General features: G+C 39.0%; 18 protein-coding genes and 1 pseudogene. 16 read left to right on the plus strand and 3 right to left on the minus strand.

What is annotated here, in order from left to right:
• Together ACW2QC_RS17210 and ACW2QC_RS17215 are read right to left on the minus strand one after the other, a co-directional pair.
• A partial coding sequence (locus tag ACW2QC_RS17210) for a T7SS effector LXG polymorphic toxin (protein WP_457545177.1) occupies positions 1 to 1,394 on the minus strand: 1,394 nt, incomplete at its 3' end.
• A gap of 19 nt (positions 1,395 to 1,413) precedes the next feature.
• Positions 1,414 to 1,691 (minus strand): annotated as a pseudogene (locus tag ACW2QC_RS17215) (YwqI/YxiC family protein).
• A gap of 270 nt (positions 1,692 to 1,961) precedes the next feature.
• On the opposite strand from ACW2QC_RS17215, the gene dnaX reads away from it, so the two are divergent.
• The 16 genes from dnaX (at position 1,962) to rsmI (ending at position 13,200) form a co-directional block, all read left to right on the plus strand.
• Positions 1,962 to 3,653, plus strand: coding sequence for a DNA polymerase III subunit gamma/tau (gene dnaX / locus ACW2QC_RS17220; RefSeq protein ID WP_457545178.1), 1,692 nt, complete (start codon positions 1,962 to 1,964; stop codon positions 3,651 to 3,653).
• A 26-nt stretch (positions 3,654 to 3,679) separates the two neighbouring features.
• Entirely contained in the window at positions 3,680 to 3,997 is a 318-nt protein-coding gene (locus ACW2QC_RS17225; protein ID WP_106495637.1) for a YbaB/EbfC family nucleoid-associated protein, read from the plus strand.
• 12 nt (positions 3,998 to 4,009) lie between these two features.
• The gene (recR, locus tag ACW2QC_RS17230) at positions 4,010 to 4,606 is read left to right on the plus strand and encodes a recombination mediator RecR (RefSeq protein ID WP_106495636.1); all 597 of its coding nucleotides are present in this window, start codon (positions 4,010 to 4,012) and stop codon (positions 4,604 to 4,606) included.
• 89 nt (positions 4,607 to 4,695) lie between these two features.
• Entirely contained in the window at positions 4,696 to 4,911 is a 216-nt protein-coding gene (locus ACW2QC_RS17235; RefSeq protein ID WP_457545179.1) for a YaaL family protein, read from the plus strand.
• A 65-nt stretch (positions 4,912 to 4,976) separates the two neighbouring features.
• Complete coding sequence (locus ACW2QC_RS17240) at positions 4,977 to 5,243, plus strand: pro-sigmaK processing inhibitor BofA family protein (protein WP_457545180.1); 267 nt, start codon at positions 4,977 to 4,979, stop codon at positions 5,241 to 5,243.
• A 194-nt stretch (positions 5,244 to 5,437) separates the two neighbouring features.
• Positions 5,438 to 5,629 carry a sigma factor G inhibitor Gin gene (locus ACW2QC_RS17245; protein ID WP_457545181.1) on the plus strand — a complete coding sequence of 64 codons (192 nt, stop codon included), beginning with the start codon at positions 5,438 to 5,440 and terminating at the stop codon, positions 5,627 to 5,629.
• Between the two features lie 145 nt (positions 5,630 to 5,774).
• Positions 5,775 to 7,220, plus strand: coding sequence for an aminotransferase class I/II-fold pyridoxal phosphate-dependent enzyme (locus ACW2QC_RS17250; protein ID WP_457545182.1), 1,446 nt, complete (start codon positions 5,775 to 5,777; stop codon positions 7,218 to 7,220).
• Positions 7,221 to 7,222: 2 nt separating this feature from the next.
• Positions 7,223 to 7,861, plus strand: a complete 639-nt coding sequence (tmk, locus tag ACW2QC_RS17255; RefSeq protein ID WP_457545183.1) for a dTMP kinase — start codon at positions 7,223 to 7,225, stop codon at positions 7,859 to 7,861.
• A gap of 14 nt (positions 7,862 to 7,875) precedes the next feature.
• Entirely contained in the window at positions 7,876 to 8,205 is a 330-nt protein-coding gene (locus ACW2QC_RS17260; RefSeq protein ID WP_106495629.1) for a cyclic-di-AMP receptor, read from the plus strand.
• A 129-nt stretch (positions 8,206 to 8,334) separates the two neighbouring features.
• The gene (locus ACW2QC_RS17265; protein ID WP_457545184.1) at positions 8,335 to 8,775 is read left to right on the plus strand and encodes a YaaR family protein; all 441 of its coding nucleotides are present in this window, start codon (positions 8,335 to 8,337) and stop codon (positions 8,773 to 8,775) included.
• A gap of 264 nt (positions 8,776 to 9,039) precedes the next feature.
• Entirely contained in the window at positions 9,040 to 10,029 is a 990-nt protein-coding gene (gene holB, locus ACW2QC_RS17270) for a DNA polymerase III subunit delta' (RefSeq protein WP_457545185.1), read from the plus strand.
• Between the two features lie 6 nt (positions 10,030 to 10,035).
• Positions 10,036 to 10,863, plus strand: a complete 828-nt coding sequence (locus ACW2QC_RS17275) for a PSP1 domain-containing protein (RefSeq protein WP_457545186.1) — start codon at positions 10,036 to 10,038, stop codon at positions 10,861 to 10,863.
• A 14-nt stretch (positions 10,864 to 10,877) separates the two neighbouring features.
• On the plus strand, positions 10,878 to 11,225 hold the full coding sequence (gene yabA / locus ACW2QC_RS17280; protein ID WP_457545187.1) for a DNA replication initiation control protein YabA: 348 nt from the start codon (positions 10,878 to 10,880) through the stop codon (positions 11,223 to 11,225).
• Positions 11,226 to 11,318: 93 nt separating this feature from the next.
• Positions 11,319 to 12,065, plus strand: a complete 747-nt coding sequence (locus ACW2QC_RS17285; RefSeq protein ID WP_457545188.1) for a tRNA1(Val) (adenine(37)-N6)-methyltransferase — start codon at positions 11,319 to 11,321, stop codon at positions 12,063 to 12,065.
• A complete protein-coding gene (locus ACW2QC_RS17290; protein WP_457545189.1) occupies positions 12,052 to 12,318 on the plus strand; it encodes a GIY-YIG nuclease family protein in 267 nt (88 codons plus the stop codon). The genes ACW2QC_RS17285 and ACW2QC_RS17290 overlap by 14 nt, the downstream gene beginning before the upstream one ends.
• 3 nt (positions 12,319 to 12,321) lie before the next feature.
• The gene (gene rsmI / locus ACW2QC_RS17295) at positions 12,322 to 13,200 is read left to right on the plus strand and encodes a 16S rRNA (cytidine(1402)-2'-O)-methyltransferase (RefSeq protein ID WP_457545190.1); all 879 of its coding nucleotides are present in this window, start codon (positions 12,322 to 12,324) and stop codon (positions 13,198 to 13,200) included.
• 235 nt (positions 13,201 to 13,435) lie between these two features.
• Here rsmI and ACW2QC_RS17300 read toward each other — a convergent pair whose 3' ends face one another.
• Positions 13,436 to 13,717 (minus strand): AbrB/MazE/SpoVT family DNA-binding domain-containing protein, encoded by a 282-nt coding sequence (locus ACW2QC_RS17300; protein ID WP_457545191.1) that lies wholly within the window; start codon positions 13,715 to 13,717, stop codon positions 13,436 to 13,438.
• Positions 13,718 to 13,892 lie beyond the last annotated feature (175 nt).

Here is a 13,892-nt window from a genome sequence, read left to right on the forward strand (position 1 = left end):
CCTTCAAAATAATCATCCATTTTCATTTCCCCGTAATTACCTTTTCGCTTGGTAGTCTTTAGAGATACCTTTCCACTTTCAACGGACTTTATAACTGCACGTTGTTTTTCTCGTAGAGTCTTAGTCGTAAATATATTCTTTGTATTTCCCTTTGCCCCCTGCAACTCCTCCGCTTGCCAAATCAACTGATCCTTCAAATTCTTACCATCCACCACATTATAAGGAAACTTAGCTCCCCCAGCCAGCTGATACTGTGGTGCATAAGGTAAAAACTGAGACAAATTTACACTTTCAGCAGTATCACCAGCCGCTTTTGCAGCTTTTTTTGCACCTGCTTTGGTTGTTGCCACGCCTGTCTTCGTAACTGTGCCCGCACCTTTTGTACCAAAGACAGTTGTAACGGCAGTACCTAGTGCATATGTAACCCAGTGTGAACGGCTTTCTGCATCACCATTGGCCATATCGCGTTCGTATGACTCTGCTATTGCATTACTAATGTATTTCCCGGTATCGACAGGATTAACCACCATATTCACCATGGAATCCACTGTTTCAACTGGGTGCATGACGGTGTTTCCGATGCCAACTAATGTGTCTTTTCCTACATCGTAAACACCAATCTGCGCACCTTTCCCCGTGTTGACTACCCCTTTTCCGAATTCAACAGTACCTTCTGTTATCTTGGTCCATAAACTTGCTTCTACTTCTTCCTTTGTAACAGGCTCACCATACACTTCTTTTAAAATAGTAGGAAGGGAAGGTAGCTTTAGTGCTGTCAATGCATCAAATGTAGTAATGGAATAATCGGAAGCAAAGGTACGTGTCATCTCATTTATGTATTGATCGAGTAGTTTCTGATCTTCCCCTACTTGATTTAAAGATTTTGTTTGTTCGTGATCCAGATCATACAGCTGTTCCACATCATTTTTCGCTTTTCTTTTTCCCTTTTGTACCATGGAGTTAAATTCCTCTGTGTCGAGTGCGGGTAATGAGACGAGATCAGCAATACTGGCCATGATCCCATTTGCCTCGTCAACTAACCCTTCTGTTACCTGTCTCGCTTTATCCAATCCATGTTGAACGTCATTGTCCAAGAATTCCTCTCGTACAAATCCTTCTTCATCCGGCTCATAAGAATATACGGCTTGTTGCAGTTTTTCTAATGCTTGCCTGTATTGGGTTAAGGACTGGTACAGATAGATTAAAAAGGGTCCATGAATGCCTTCATAAAAGGAACGGATTGATTCCCCTGTCTTACCTTTTAAATGGCTTTCTAAATCGGTAATACCTCGAACGCCTTTTTGCATTTCGGTTACTTTACTTTGAACATGTTTGATTTCCTGCAGTGTTGCATTGATCCCTTCATGTAAACTTGCGGAATCTAAGGTCTTCATTCCATTCCCCCTTATTAGGCTATTTAAATGTCATGTAGTTAGCCAGAATTGAGTCTGTTTCGATTAAGGACGCAACAGAACTTTCCGTTGTTCTTAAATGTTGGAGGATTAGCAACCGATAGGACTTGATCAGAGATGCATAACCGCTATTTATTGATTTAGTTGGTCCAAAAGATTGAGTTGATTTTCTCCTTCTATCTCATTCGGAAAGGAAGATTCAAAGTTTAGTGCAAACCCTTCCAGTGTTGAAATAGCTTGTTTGATGGGATTTTGTTCAATTTTAATTTCTGTTTCCATTTACCTAACCCCTCCTTTACTTCACACGAAGACTATTGCCATTACATAAATGATAATTCTAAATTTAGATAATACAATGAATCTATTGGCTTGGTACGAAAGTATGAATGCGCCAAATAAATTCATTTATTTCTGGTAATAATGAAATTTTGTTGCAAATCCTAATCCCCTGCTCCACCAATCAATATAAAATACATCACACATTTAGGTTCACATCCACCCCTCAAATCGGGTATAATTAGATTAGATTATAAAGGGGAAGCGAAGACTATGAGCTATCAGGCATTGTACCGTACATGGCGCCCAAGGACGTTTGCGGATGTGGTTGGACAAGAGCATATTACGAGAACACTGCAGAATGCGATTGTTCAGCAGAAGTTTTCGCATGCTTATTTATTTTCCGGACCACGTGGGACAGGAAAAACAAGTGCTGCGAAAATTTTTGCCAAAACGATCAACTGTGAGCATGCGCCGACAAAGGAACCATGTAATGAATGCGCCGCTTGCCGAGGTATTCAGGATGGTTCGATTTCTGATATTATCGAAATGGACGCTGCCTCGAATACGAGTGTTGAAGATATTCGAGAAATTCGCGATAAAGTAAAATATGCATCTAGTTCTGTACCTTATAAAGTGTACATTATTGATGAGGTTCATATGATATCGGTCAACGCGTTTAATGCTTTATTAAAGACATTAGAAGAACCTCCAAAGCATGTTGTGTTTATTTTAGCAACAACCGAGCCACACAAAATACCGCTAACCATTATATCAAGATGCCAACGCTTTGACTTTAAGCCTATTTCGAATCAGGCTATTGTCGACCGGATGAAAACAATCACCAATGCTGAGGGAATTTCTGTCTCTCAAGAGGCAATGGACACGGTAGCACTTGCAGCTGAAGGTGGAATGCGTGATGGATTAAGTATTTTGGATCAAGCTATTTCCTATAGTGAAGATAGCGTAGAATTAGCTGATGTATTAGCAGTTACTGGTGGCGTGTCCCAACAACTTTTAACGGATATTGTTAAGGCGATGCACGAGCGAGAAGTCCAGAAGGCATTGAAATTGTTGGATGAGTTGATTCAACGTGGAAAAGACCCTGGACGCTTTGTTTTTGACCTGATTTACTTTTTGCGGGATTTACTACTTTACCAGAGTGCACCAACACTCGAGGGCATTTTGGAACGTGCGATGATTGATGATCATTTCAAACAACTAGCAGAGCAAGTAAATGCCAGCTGGATCCAAGATGCGATTATCCGACTGAATCAATGTCAGCAGGAAATAAAGTGGTCAAATAGCCCGAAAGTTTTCATCGAGATAGCTATTTTGACGATTACAAATCATAATCAAGAGAAAAATGAAGCTATCACAACAACGAATGATTCGGAAACAGTTACAAAACTTACAAATAGATTAGAACAGTTAGAAAAGGAATTAAAGACATTAAAAGAAACACCAACGGCACCTGCAAACAACACACCACAACCTGAACCAAGGCGGGCGCCAAGACAAAACAAAACCAGCTATAAAATTCCGTTTGAAAAGATCCGCCATGTATTACAGGATGCGGAGAAGTCAAAATTAAAACAAGTACAATCGGAGTGGGCTGAATTTTTAAATGCCTTGAAAAAAACGAATGCACCTGCACATGCGACAATTCAAGATAGTAAGCCAGCAGCGGCATCTGATCAAGCTCTTGTTGTAGCATTTAAATATGAGATACATTGTTCGCTTTTCCTTGATCATCGTGAAACAAGTGAATCAGTGCTTGAAAGAGTACTTGGAAAACAGTTGACAATTATTCCGATTCCGGATAATAATTGGCAGGAATTACGCAATGAATATGTACAAAACCAAGAAAGCAAAACAGACCAGCAGGCTGAAGAGAAAAGTGATCCATTGGTGGAAGAAGCAAGGAAGCTTTTTGGTGATGATTTGTTGGAAATACATGATTAGAAGATAAACTAAAGGAGGAATTTTCCATGAAGGGAAATATGGGTAACATGATGAAGCAAATGCAAAAAATGCAAAAGAAGATGATGGCGGCACAAGATGAACTTTATGAAATGACGTTTGAATCGTCTGCTGGCGGTGGAATGGTTACAGTTATAGCAAACGGGAAAAAAGAAATTACCGATGTCCAAATTAAAGAAGAAGTTGTCGATCCAGATGATGTAGAAATGCTGCAAGATTTAATTCTAACTGCAACAAACGATGTCATAAAACAAATTGATGATAAAACAAATGAAACAATGGGACAATTCACGAAAGGATTAAATATGCCTGGTGGAATGTTCTAGGAGGCGTACGTTATGTATTATCCAGAGCCGATTTCCAAACTGATTGATAGCTTTACAAAATTGCCAGGAATCGGACCGAAGACAGCAGTCCGTCTGGCATTTTTTGTGATAAATATGAATGATGATGATGTAATGGATTTTGCCAATTCGTTAGTGAATGCTAAGCGTGAACTTACCCATTGCTCGATTTGTGGCCATATAACTGACCAGGATCCATGTGCGATTTGTCAGGATACTTCACGTGATTCATCGATTATTTGTGTTGTGCAGGATCCAAAAGACGTGATTGCAATGGAGAAAATGAAGGAGTTTCATGGTAAGTACCATGTGTTGCATGGCGCTATTTCTCCAATGGACGGCATAGGACCTGAGGATATTAATGTTCCAGATTTAATTAATCGTTTAAAAGATGAGGGTGTAAAGGAATTAATTTTGGCTACAAATCCGAATATTGAAGGGGAAGCAACAGCAATGTATATTTCCCGTCTTGTTAAACCATCAGGTATACGTACCACCCGAATTGCTCATGGGTTACCTGTTGGTGGTGACTTGGAATATGCCGATGAAGTAACATTATCGAAAGCGTTAGAGGGAAGAAGAGATTTGTAGAGGTTGTTCAAAAAGGCTCCAAATGATAGGCGTCGAATCTGTTCGTTGGCATGTTTTTTGAACACATACTTGTAGGGTTAGGTGACGTCATGAGTAAAAAGATAAAAAGAAAAGACATTGATGAACAGTTGTTAGATTCTATTTTTACGTTGGAGCATGAATGGAAACAGATCCGTTCGCTTGTAGAAAAAAGTATTGAACCAATGGAATCAAGCATTTGTAAACAAAAACTTGCCGAGGCAAAATATTTATTTTTATTACGTGAGGCACGTCACCGAAAAGTAAGTGCAATTCGCTATAATTAACGGTTCTTTTTCCGCGTTTCCTTTCATAAATAAGTAGAAAGGGACAAGGAGAAGGAGTGAAAGATTTGAGCTCTACTGTAGTTATTACCATCATGGTTGCATTAATTGTGTTACTACTTATTGTCGGTGCTCCAGCGAAGCCAATGCGTTTCATTGCCCATAGTACAGTTAAGTTGGGGATTGGTGTACTGTTTCTGTTTTTCTTTAACGTTTTCGGTGGGGGAATTGGATTACACATTCCTATCAATCTATTTACGACCGTTGTGTCAGGGTTCTTAGGATTGTTCGGCGTAGCTTCACTTGCTGCAATTCAGTTATTTATCATTCCATAAAAAGAACAATAAGAAGAATGCCGAGTTGTATAAAGTGCACTCGGTTTTTTATTGCCTTTTTTAACCCCGACTGCTTTTAATTTTTTGGAAACAAACAGGCTACTAAAACATATAAATAAACATAAGAAAGTTTCACAGATTATATGTATAGAATTCGTTAGATTAGGAGATACTAAGCTAACGGAGGTGGGGAGATGAAACAAACTATTTCAATGGAACGCTGTGGTATATGTGAGGAAGAAAAAGAGAGAGGAATTCACTTATACAAACTATTTATCTGTTGTGAATGTGAACGAAATATGATTCACACAGAACCAAGGGAAGAAAAGTATCGCTATTATCTACAAAAATTAAAGAATATGAATCAACCAACATTATATTCATAAATAACAGGTCTTTGCGGTTTCACTTGCAAAGGCCTTTTTTGTTATCCTAGCATTAAGACAGGCTCTTTTTCGTAATGTTTGTTGCTTTTTAATTTCGTAGTGATATTAGAAAACAGCCTTAAGATAAAAAGAGGACGGGGAAATAATGAAGAGAGATCAACGAAATGTACCACTTTATCAAAAATTATTTAAGTTTAGTGAAAAGGATCCAATTTCATTTCATGTTCCGGGGCATAAAAATGGAGCTGTTTTTCCTAGTTATGCGCAGCAGTCTTTTGCTGGTCTTTTGCCGCTGGACTTGACCGAACTTTCTGGTCTTGATGATCTTCATGCACCTCATGGAGTGATCGCTGAAGCGGAGGAGCTAGCGGCTGATTTTTTCGAGGCAGATCATACTTTTTTCCTTGTTGGAGGTAGCACAGTTGGAAACTTAGCAATGATATTAGCTGCTTGTTCAGTTGGAGAGGAAATTATCGTACAACGCAATAGCCATAAATCAATTATTAATGGGTTAGAGCTTAGTGGGGCAAATCCAGTTTTTATCACACCAGACTATGATCAGTCGGTTGATCGTTATACTAGTCCAAGTATACCTACACTTGAGCAAGTATTACAACAACACCCTAATGCAAAAGCAGTTGTACTAACCTATCCTGATTACTTCGGTAAGACGTATAATCTTAGAAAAATGATTGAGCTTGCACATGACTATCATATCCCGGTATTAGTTGACGAGGCGCATGGGGTGCATTTTTCACTTGGGGACCCATTTCCATTAACTGCTTTATCGATGGGAGCGGATATTGTTGTTCAATCTGCACATAAAATGGCACCGGCAATGACGATGGGCTCGTATTTACATATGAACACGGAAAGAATTGCGAAAGAATGCGTAGCCCATTATTTACAAATGCTGCAGTCTAGCAGTCCTTCCTATCCGCTAATGGCATCATTAGATATTGCCCGCGCATTTTTGGCATCGATTACCTCGGTCCAAATTGAGGCAATGAAAGAAAGTGTTAATCAAGTAAGACATATTTTTCAATCAACTGAAATGTGGGACTTGTTACCAGTCGCGGAATCCGATGATTTTCTAAAAATAACGTTACATATGAAACAAGGAATTTCCGGTTATGAGGTAGCCCATAAATTTGAAGAAGCGGGGGTTTATCCGGAATTAGCGACACATAATCAGGTGCTGTTTATTCACGGGCTTCAGCCATTTCAACAAATGAAGCGATTGAAAAAAGTAGTGAAAAGCGTGGATGGACAATTAAAAATTATCGAAAGTCGTGCTACAATAGATATAACAAACCTGTTTCCACAGAAAATAGAGATGCTAGAATTGCCTTATCAAATAATGAATCAACAGGAAACTAAAACCTTCTCATTTCATAAGGCGGTTGACAATGTGGCGGCAGAAGCTATTATTCCATATCCACCTGGAATTCCGCTAATCCTAAAGGGAGAGCGAATTACAAGTGAACATATAATGATAATCGAACAATTGATCAAGCAGGGTGTTACCATTCAACACCGTGATATAACAAATGGTATCCGTGTCTTTATGGGTAAACAAAGGAGAAAATAATCGTGAATGGACATTTTATAACTTTTGAAGGTGGAGAGGGTGCTGGAAAGACGACCATTCTTCAATCGTTGGGAAAAGAATTGCAAGAACTAGGCTATAACGTCGTTGTCACAAGAGAACCAGGTGGCATTGAAATTGCAGAAAAAATTAGGGATATCATTTTAGATCCAAAAAATACAAAAATGGATAGTCGTACCGAAGCATTGCTATACGCTGCAGCACGTCGGCAGCATTTTGTAGAAAAAGTGTTACCAGCATTAGATGAAGGGAATATTATATTATGTGATCGGTTTATTGATAGTAGCCTGGCATATCAAGGTTATGCACGAGGGATAGGAATGGATGAGGTATTCTCAATTAACCAATTTGCCATTCAAGATTGTATGCCGAATTTGACGTTATTTTTTAATATTGAACCAAAAAAGGGATTAGAACGCATAGTGGCGAATAAAAATAGAGAGAAGAATCGTTTAGATTTAGAAACGATTCATTTCCATCAACAAGTATATGATGCATATCAACAGCTAGCAAATAAATTCCCAGGTCGTTTCACTTCGATCAATGCCGATCGGCCGCTTGATCAGGTGGAAAAAGAAGCGAAGCATACGATCATTTCCTATTTGAACCAAAATAACGGATAAGGGAGGGCTGGATCATGAAATTAATCATTGCTGTTACGCAAGATAAAGACTCCAATCGGTTAGTTGATGCACTTGGTGAGGAAAATTTTAAAACGACCAAATTAGCTACCACGGGGGGCTTTTTGAAAGAAGGAAACACGACACTAATGATTGGTTGCGAAGATGAATATGTTGATGAGGCGCTTAAGATTATTCGTGACAACTGCTCACAGCGAGAACAAATGGTAGCGCCGATTTCACCAATGGGTGGGAATGCCGATTCGTACATTCCTAGACCAGTTAAAGTTGAAGTAGGCGGCGCTACAGTTTTCATCTTACCAATCGAGTCATTCTTTCAATTTTAGTAAAAAAAGTGGAGTGTCAATAGCGGAATCGGTGCTACACAATAGTTGATGGGCGCTGTAGCTGGACTATCAAAGTGAAAAGCGCCCTTACAATCTAAGAGCACAAGAAGGTTTAAAGGGGCTGCCCGAATGAAAATTAGTCAGGAAATGCGAGCACAAATGGATGCTGCGACTAAAAATACGAGACAGAATGTAGACGGTAAAAAGTCGTTTGATGGTATTGTTCAGTCGCAAACACAAAAGTTAAAGCAACAAGAAATTCAGCAACTAATGAAAGATATCACCACGCAGGGAGATAAACTTGCCCGCTTTCGTTCATTCCGCGACTTAGTTAAATTCAAACGAATGGTGAAGGGGTTTTTGCGCGAAACCGTATCTAGCGGTCTCGATTTGCAGAAATCACACAGCTTTAATTTAGATGGCCAAAACCGGAAGTTGGCTATCATAAAAACAGTCGACGAAAAGTTAATTGAACTAACGGAAGAAGTCATGGGCCAGGAAAAGAAAACGGTCGACTTATTAGGACTTATTGGAGAAATTAAAGGATTATTAGTTAATTTATATATGTAAGAACAAAAGCGGAAGCGCCCGATTAGCGACGTACGGACTGGACTGAGCCGTAGGAGATAAAGGAAACACGGTGAGCGGAAGCGAACCGATGTTGACTTATCGTACGGAGGTGAGGGAAGTCGCGCTAGTCGCTGGGTGCTGGAGCTGGATGTGGCTCACCCTGTTCGAAGCTAAATAGAGCCAAATCTTTATATATTTTTACTAAGAACAAAAGTGGAAGCGCTCAACAATATTTTACTATGAAAGCTTTAAGGACGGAATAGAATGAAAACGTGGTCTGAAATAACGGAAATTCAACCATTGGCAGGTAAAATAATTACAAACAGCATGAAGAAAGATCGTATTTCTCACGCCTATTTAATTCACGGGGAACGTGGAACAGGAAAGGGTGCAATTGCCCTTCAGCTCGCGAAGAGTTTGTTCTGTGTTCAAAAAGATGGTGTTGAGCCATGTCAAACCTGTCATGCATGTAAACGAATTGAATCAGGGAATCACCCGGATGTACATTGGATCGAACCTGAGGGACAATCGATTAAGAAAGAACAAATTGATAACCTGCAAAAGGAATTCATGTATTCTGGAGTAGAATCCAATCGCAAAGTTTATATTATAAAGGCTGCAGACACATTAACATTAAACGCGGCAAATCGGATTCTGAAATTTCTTGAGGAACCAAGTAAGGAAACAACAGCAATAATGCTGACAGAAAACAGTCAATCAATTATTCCTACCATTCGTTCGCGCTGTCAAATCCTTGATTTACAACCGTTAAATCCGGTTCATTTCCAGCAACAATTGATAGACTCTGGCATATCTGCAGAACATGCTAGTCTTTATAGTGCACTCACAAATAATTTTGATGAAGCAATGCATTTTGACGAGGATGAGTGGTTTCGACAGGCACGAAAATTAATGATACAATTAATAGAAATGCTTGCAACAGATCCTGGTAGTGTTTACTTATTTATTCATAGTAAGTGGTTACCTCACTTTAAGGAAAGAAGCGAGCAGGAGCATGGATTGGATTTGTTGCTATTAGCTTTTAAAGATGTTCTGATGTCTCATATCGGCTATGAAGATGCGATTGTTGTATTTGATAAGACAAGTAATGAATTGGATAGCCTAGTGATGGCTTTTTCACAGGAAAAGGTCTTGACTATTTTACATGCTATTCTAGAGGCAAAACAAAAATTGAAGCAAAATGTCCATCCTACATTAGTAATGGAGCAACTTACACTTCAAATACAGAGGTGATAAATATTGGTAGAAGTAATCGGTGTTCGCTTTAAGAAGGCTGGTAAAATATATTATTTTGATCCAGGGGAACACGACGTTTATATAGATAGTTATGTTATTGTGGAAACAATACGTGGCATAGAGTTTGGTAAGGTGGTAATAGCGAATAAGCAGGTTGATGAGGAAGATGTAGTCCTTCCGTTGAAAAAGGTAATGCGCATTGCCGATGAAAAGGACAAGTTGACTGTTGTGGAAAACCAAGAACGGGCACAAACAGCATTTGAAACGTGTGCAGAGAAAATTACCGAGCATAACCTAGATATGAATCTAGTAGAAGTGGAATATACATTTGATCGTAATAAAATCATTTTTTATTTTACAGCAGATGGTCGTGTTGACTTCCGTAATTTAGTCAAGGATTTAGCTGCATTATTTAAAACACGGATTGAACTTAGACAAATCGGTGTTCGTGATGAAGCAAAAATGCTTGGCGGGATTGGACCATGTGGCCGTATGCTTTGCTGTTCAACATTCTTAGGTGACTTTGAACCAGTATCGATTAAAATGGCTAAAGATCAAAACCTTTCGCTAAACCCGGCAAAAATATCTGGTTTATGTGGTCGGTTAATGTGTTGTTTAAAATACGAAAATGATGATTATGAGACGGCAAAACGTGTGTTACCTGATTTGGGAGAAACAATAAAAACACCGTACGGAAACGGGAAAGTGGTTGGTCTGAACATTCTTGAACGTGTCATCCATATTGAGCTTCCAGAGAGAGATCGTGTCATTGAATATACATTAGATGAACTAATCGAAGAAGGAATAATTTCAGCACAAGCCACAGAATAGTGGGGTGTAAAGGATTGAGCAAAAGGCAGATTTTTGATCAAGTATCAGATATGGAAAAGCAAATTGGTGAATTGTACGAGCAGCTTGGTGATTTGAAGAACCAATTAGGTAATTTGCTTGAAGAAAATCAACGCCTAATGATGGAAAATCACAATTTACGTAATCACCTAAATAGTAATCAACAGGAAAGCGAAGACGCTGGAAGTATGAAAAAGTCGACCAAAGACATTCCGGGTGAAGGGTATGACAATCTAGCAAGGCTATATGAAGAAGGATTTCATATATGTAACCTAGAATTTGGCAGTCCCAGACGTAATGAAGATTGCATCTTTTGTCTGGATTTTTTAAGCAAAACGAAATAAGGCTGAAACAATAGCTGTCTCCATGTCTTCCTTTCAAGACACGATGGGGCAGCTTTTCTGTACATATTGGGAATGTAAAGAAGGGACGCAAACATGACAAAACTACATGATGACGAACGTCTTGATTATTTATTAGCGGATGAAACGATGCAAATCATTCAAAGTCCAAGCGCCTTTTCCTTTTCGCTTGATGCTGTATTGCTTGCACATTTCGCTTATGTTCCAGTAAAAAGAGGATCCATCCTAGATTTGTGTACGGGAAATGGAGTAATCCCACTACTTTTATCTAGAAGAACACATGCTCAAATTACTGGTGTCGAAATCCAGCAACGATTAGCTGATATGGCGAAACGGAATGTGTTGTTAAATAAACTAGAAGAACAGATAACAATGGTGCATGGTGATTTAAAGGAGATGCAGCCTGTATTAGGGCAAAGTAATGTTGATGTGGTTACATGTAATCCGCCGTATTTTCGTACACCGAAAAAAACAGAGCACAATAAAAATGATTATTTAACAATTGCCAGGCATGAAGTTTTTTGTACCTTGGAGGATGTAGTACGTGCGTGCAAGTTACATGTTCGTCCAGGTGGAAAAGTTGCGATGGTTCACCGACCAGGGCGGTTGGTTGATATTATCGTTTTGTTTCGTAAGTATAAACTGGAACCGAAACGCATGCAGTTAGTCTATCCAAAAATGGGTAAGGAAGCGAATATCCTTTTGATTGAGGGCATAAGAGATGGAAAGGCAGACCTAACCATTTTGCCACCATTGTATATTTATAACCAAGATAATACCTATACAAAAGAGGCAGAGGAAATTATTTATGGGCGAGTTTGAACATGTTGTCTATATGTTAAAATGTAAAGATGATACATTATATACTGGCTATACGAACAACTTGGAAAAACGCCTACGCATGCATGAAAGTGGCAAAGGGGCAAAATACACAAGAGGACGAGGCCCATTTCAAGTTGAACTAGTTGAGACGTTTGAAACAAAGGAAGAGGCTATGAAAAGGGAATATGCGATAAAGAAACTTCCGCGCCATGACAAGGAACAGTTAATACGCCGTTATAGAAAAGAGGGATAACACGTGAACATCCAAAAAAGTTTTGAAAATCAATTAGGTGGTACTGTGTATGTTGTCCCTACACCAATTGGTAATTTAGAGGACATAACGTATCGAGCATTAAATGTTTTACGTACGGTTGCAATTATAGCAGCTGAGGATACACGAAATACAAAAAAGCTGCTTAATCATTTTGACATCTCAACCCCGTTGATTAGCTATCATGAGCACAATAAGGAAACAAGAGAGGTAGCATTGATTGAGCGTTTGGAAAAGGGGGAATCCATTGCGGTTGTAAGTGACGCTGGTATGCCAGGTGTATCTGATCCAGGCTATGAGATTGTCCGGGCCGCAATTGATAAAGAATTACCTGTTGTTGTGTTACCTGGGGCAAATGCTGCGTTATGTGCGCTGGTAGGATCAGGACTCCCGTCAACGGAATTTTTGTTTTATGGATTTTTGCCAAGGAAAAAGAAGGATAAAATTAGTGAATTAGATCGACTAAAGAACATGCAGGCGACATTGCTATTTTACGAATCACCGTTTAGGGTGAAAGAGACGCTTTCTGTACTACTTGAACAACTTGGAAATCGGAAAATTGCCATTGCAAGAGAGTTAACCAAGCGGTATGAGGAATATACCCGTGGAACAATGGAGGAAATCATTTCGCGATTAGATGACCAAACGTTAAAAGGTGAGTTTTGTATTGTCGTAGAGGGTAATGTACGCGATGAAGCTGCTGAAGATGATGCATTATGGTGGGCTTATTTATCAGTCATTGAACATGTAACTTACTATGTAGAAACAAAAGGTATGCATAATAAAGAGGCAATTAAACAAGTTGCTAAGGATCGTCAGATGGCAAAACGGGATGTCTATCAAGCGTACCATATTGAAAAATAAGCCTCTTTTCGTGCTGCTTTTTAATTTTGTAGTTGATATAAAATGCGATGTAGTGTTTTATTGATTGGTGCCTCACTTCTACCGCTCCGCAAATTGAATGCGAAGTAAGTGCTCCGTTGATTTCCGTAGCGGTAGTTAGTGCGCGTTATTGTGTAAAAACAATCTTTTAGAAAACAGGTAAAACTAAAAAAGGGGTTGACGGTAGGATTCTAATGCGTCAGCCCCTTTTGTCACATTACTTATTAATAAAGCGTGATTCGATTTCTTCTACTAAATTTTTTGCTCCTTCAGGGCTGAGTACTAGTTTTCCGTCTGCAAAAGATATGTTTTCTTCGGAAGTTTCACCAGTGATTTGGCAGGTCATATTTGGAGTGTATTTCTTTAAAACAATTTTGTCATTATCAACATAAATCTCTAATGCATCCTTTTCGTGGATGTCAAGTGTACGTCTAAGTTCAATTGGTATGACAACCCGGCCTAGTTCATCAACCTTTCTTACAATTCCCGTAGACTTCATAATTTTTCTCCCCTCTATAGGTAAAAATCTTTTTCGTCATGGTTCGACAGCATCTAAGCAATATAGTACCAACGTTTCCCAAAAGTGTCAATATTTTTTTAGTAAAATGCGAAAATTTACGCTCTTTTTGCGAGTAGTTTTATTTGACTAACATGTAGACGACAACTATTATTTA

The organism is Virgibacillus sp. FSP13 (assembly GCF_054048505.1).

Bases quoted from the DNA above. Each gene is read 5' to 3' on its own strand.
- dnaX (WP_457545178.1), top strand. From the start codon at position 1,962: ATGAGCTATCAGGCATTGTACCGTACATGGCGCCCAAGGACGTTTGCG.
- ACW2QC_RS17225 (WP_106495637.1), top strand. From the start codon at position 3,680: ATGAAGGGAAATATGGGTAACATGATGAAGCAAATGCAAAAAATGCAA.
- recR (WP_106495636.1), top strand. From the start codon at position 4,010: ATGTATTATCCAGAGCCGATTTCCAAACTGATTGATAGCTTTACAAAA.
- ACW2QC_RS17235 (WP_457545179.1), top strand. From the start codon at position 4,696: ATGAGTAAAAAGATAAAAAGAAAAGACATTGATGAACAGTTGTTAGAT.
- ACW2QC_RS17245 (WP_457545181.1), top strand. From the start codon at position 5,438: ATGAAACAAACTATTTCAATGGAACGCTGTGGTATATGTGAGGAAGAA.
- ACW2QC_RS17250 (WP_457545182.1), top strand. From the start codon at position 5,775: ATGAAGAGAGATCAACGAAATGTACCACTTTATCAAAAATTATTTAAG.
- ACW2QC_RS17260 (WP_106495629.1), top strand. From the start codon at position 7,876: ATGAAATTAATCATTGCTGTTACGCAAGATAAAGACTCCAATCGGTTA.
- ACW2QC_RS17265 (WP_457545184.1), top strand. From the start codon at position 8,335: ATGAAAATTAGTCAGGAAATGCGAGCACAAATGGATGCTGCGACTAAA.
- holB (WP_457545185.1), top strand. From the start codon at position 9,040: ATGAAAACGTGGTCTGAAATAACGGAAATTCAACCATTGGCAGGTAAA.
- ACW2QC_RS17285 (WP_457545188.1), top strand. From the start codon at position 11,319: ATGACAAAACTACATGATGACGAACGTCTTGATTATTTATTAGCGGAT.
- ACW2QC_RS17290 (WP_457545189.1), top strand. From the start codon at position 12,052: ATGGGCGAGTTTGAACATGTTGTCTATATGTTAAAATGTAAAGATGAT.
- ACW2QC_RS17300 (WP_457545191.1), bottom strand. From the start codon at position 13,717: ATGAAGTCTACGGGAATTGTAAGAAAGGTTGATGAACTAGGCCGGGTT.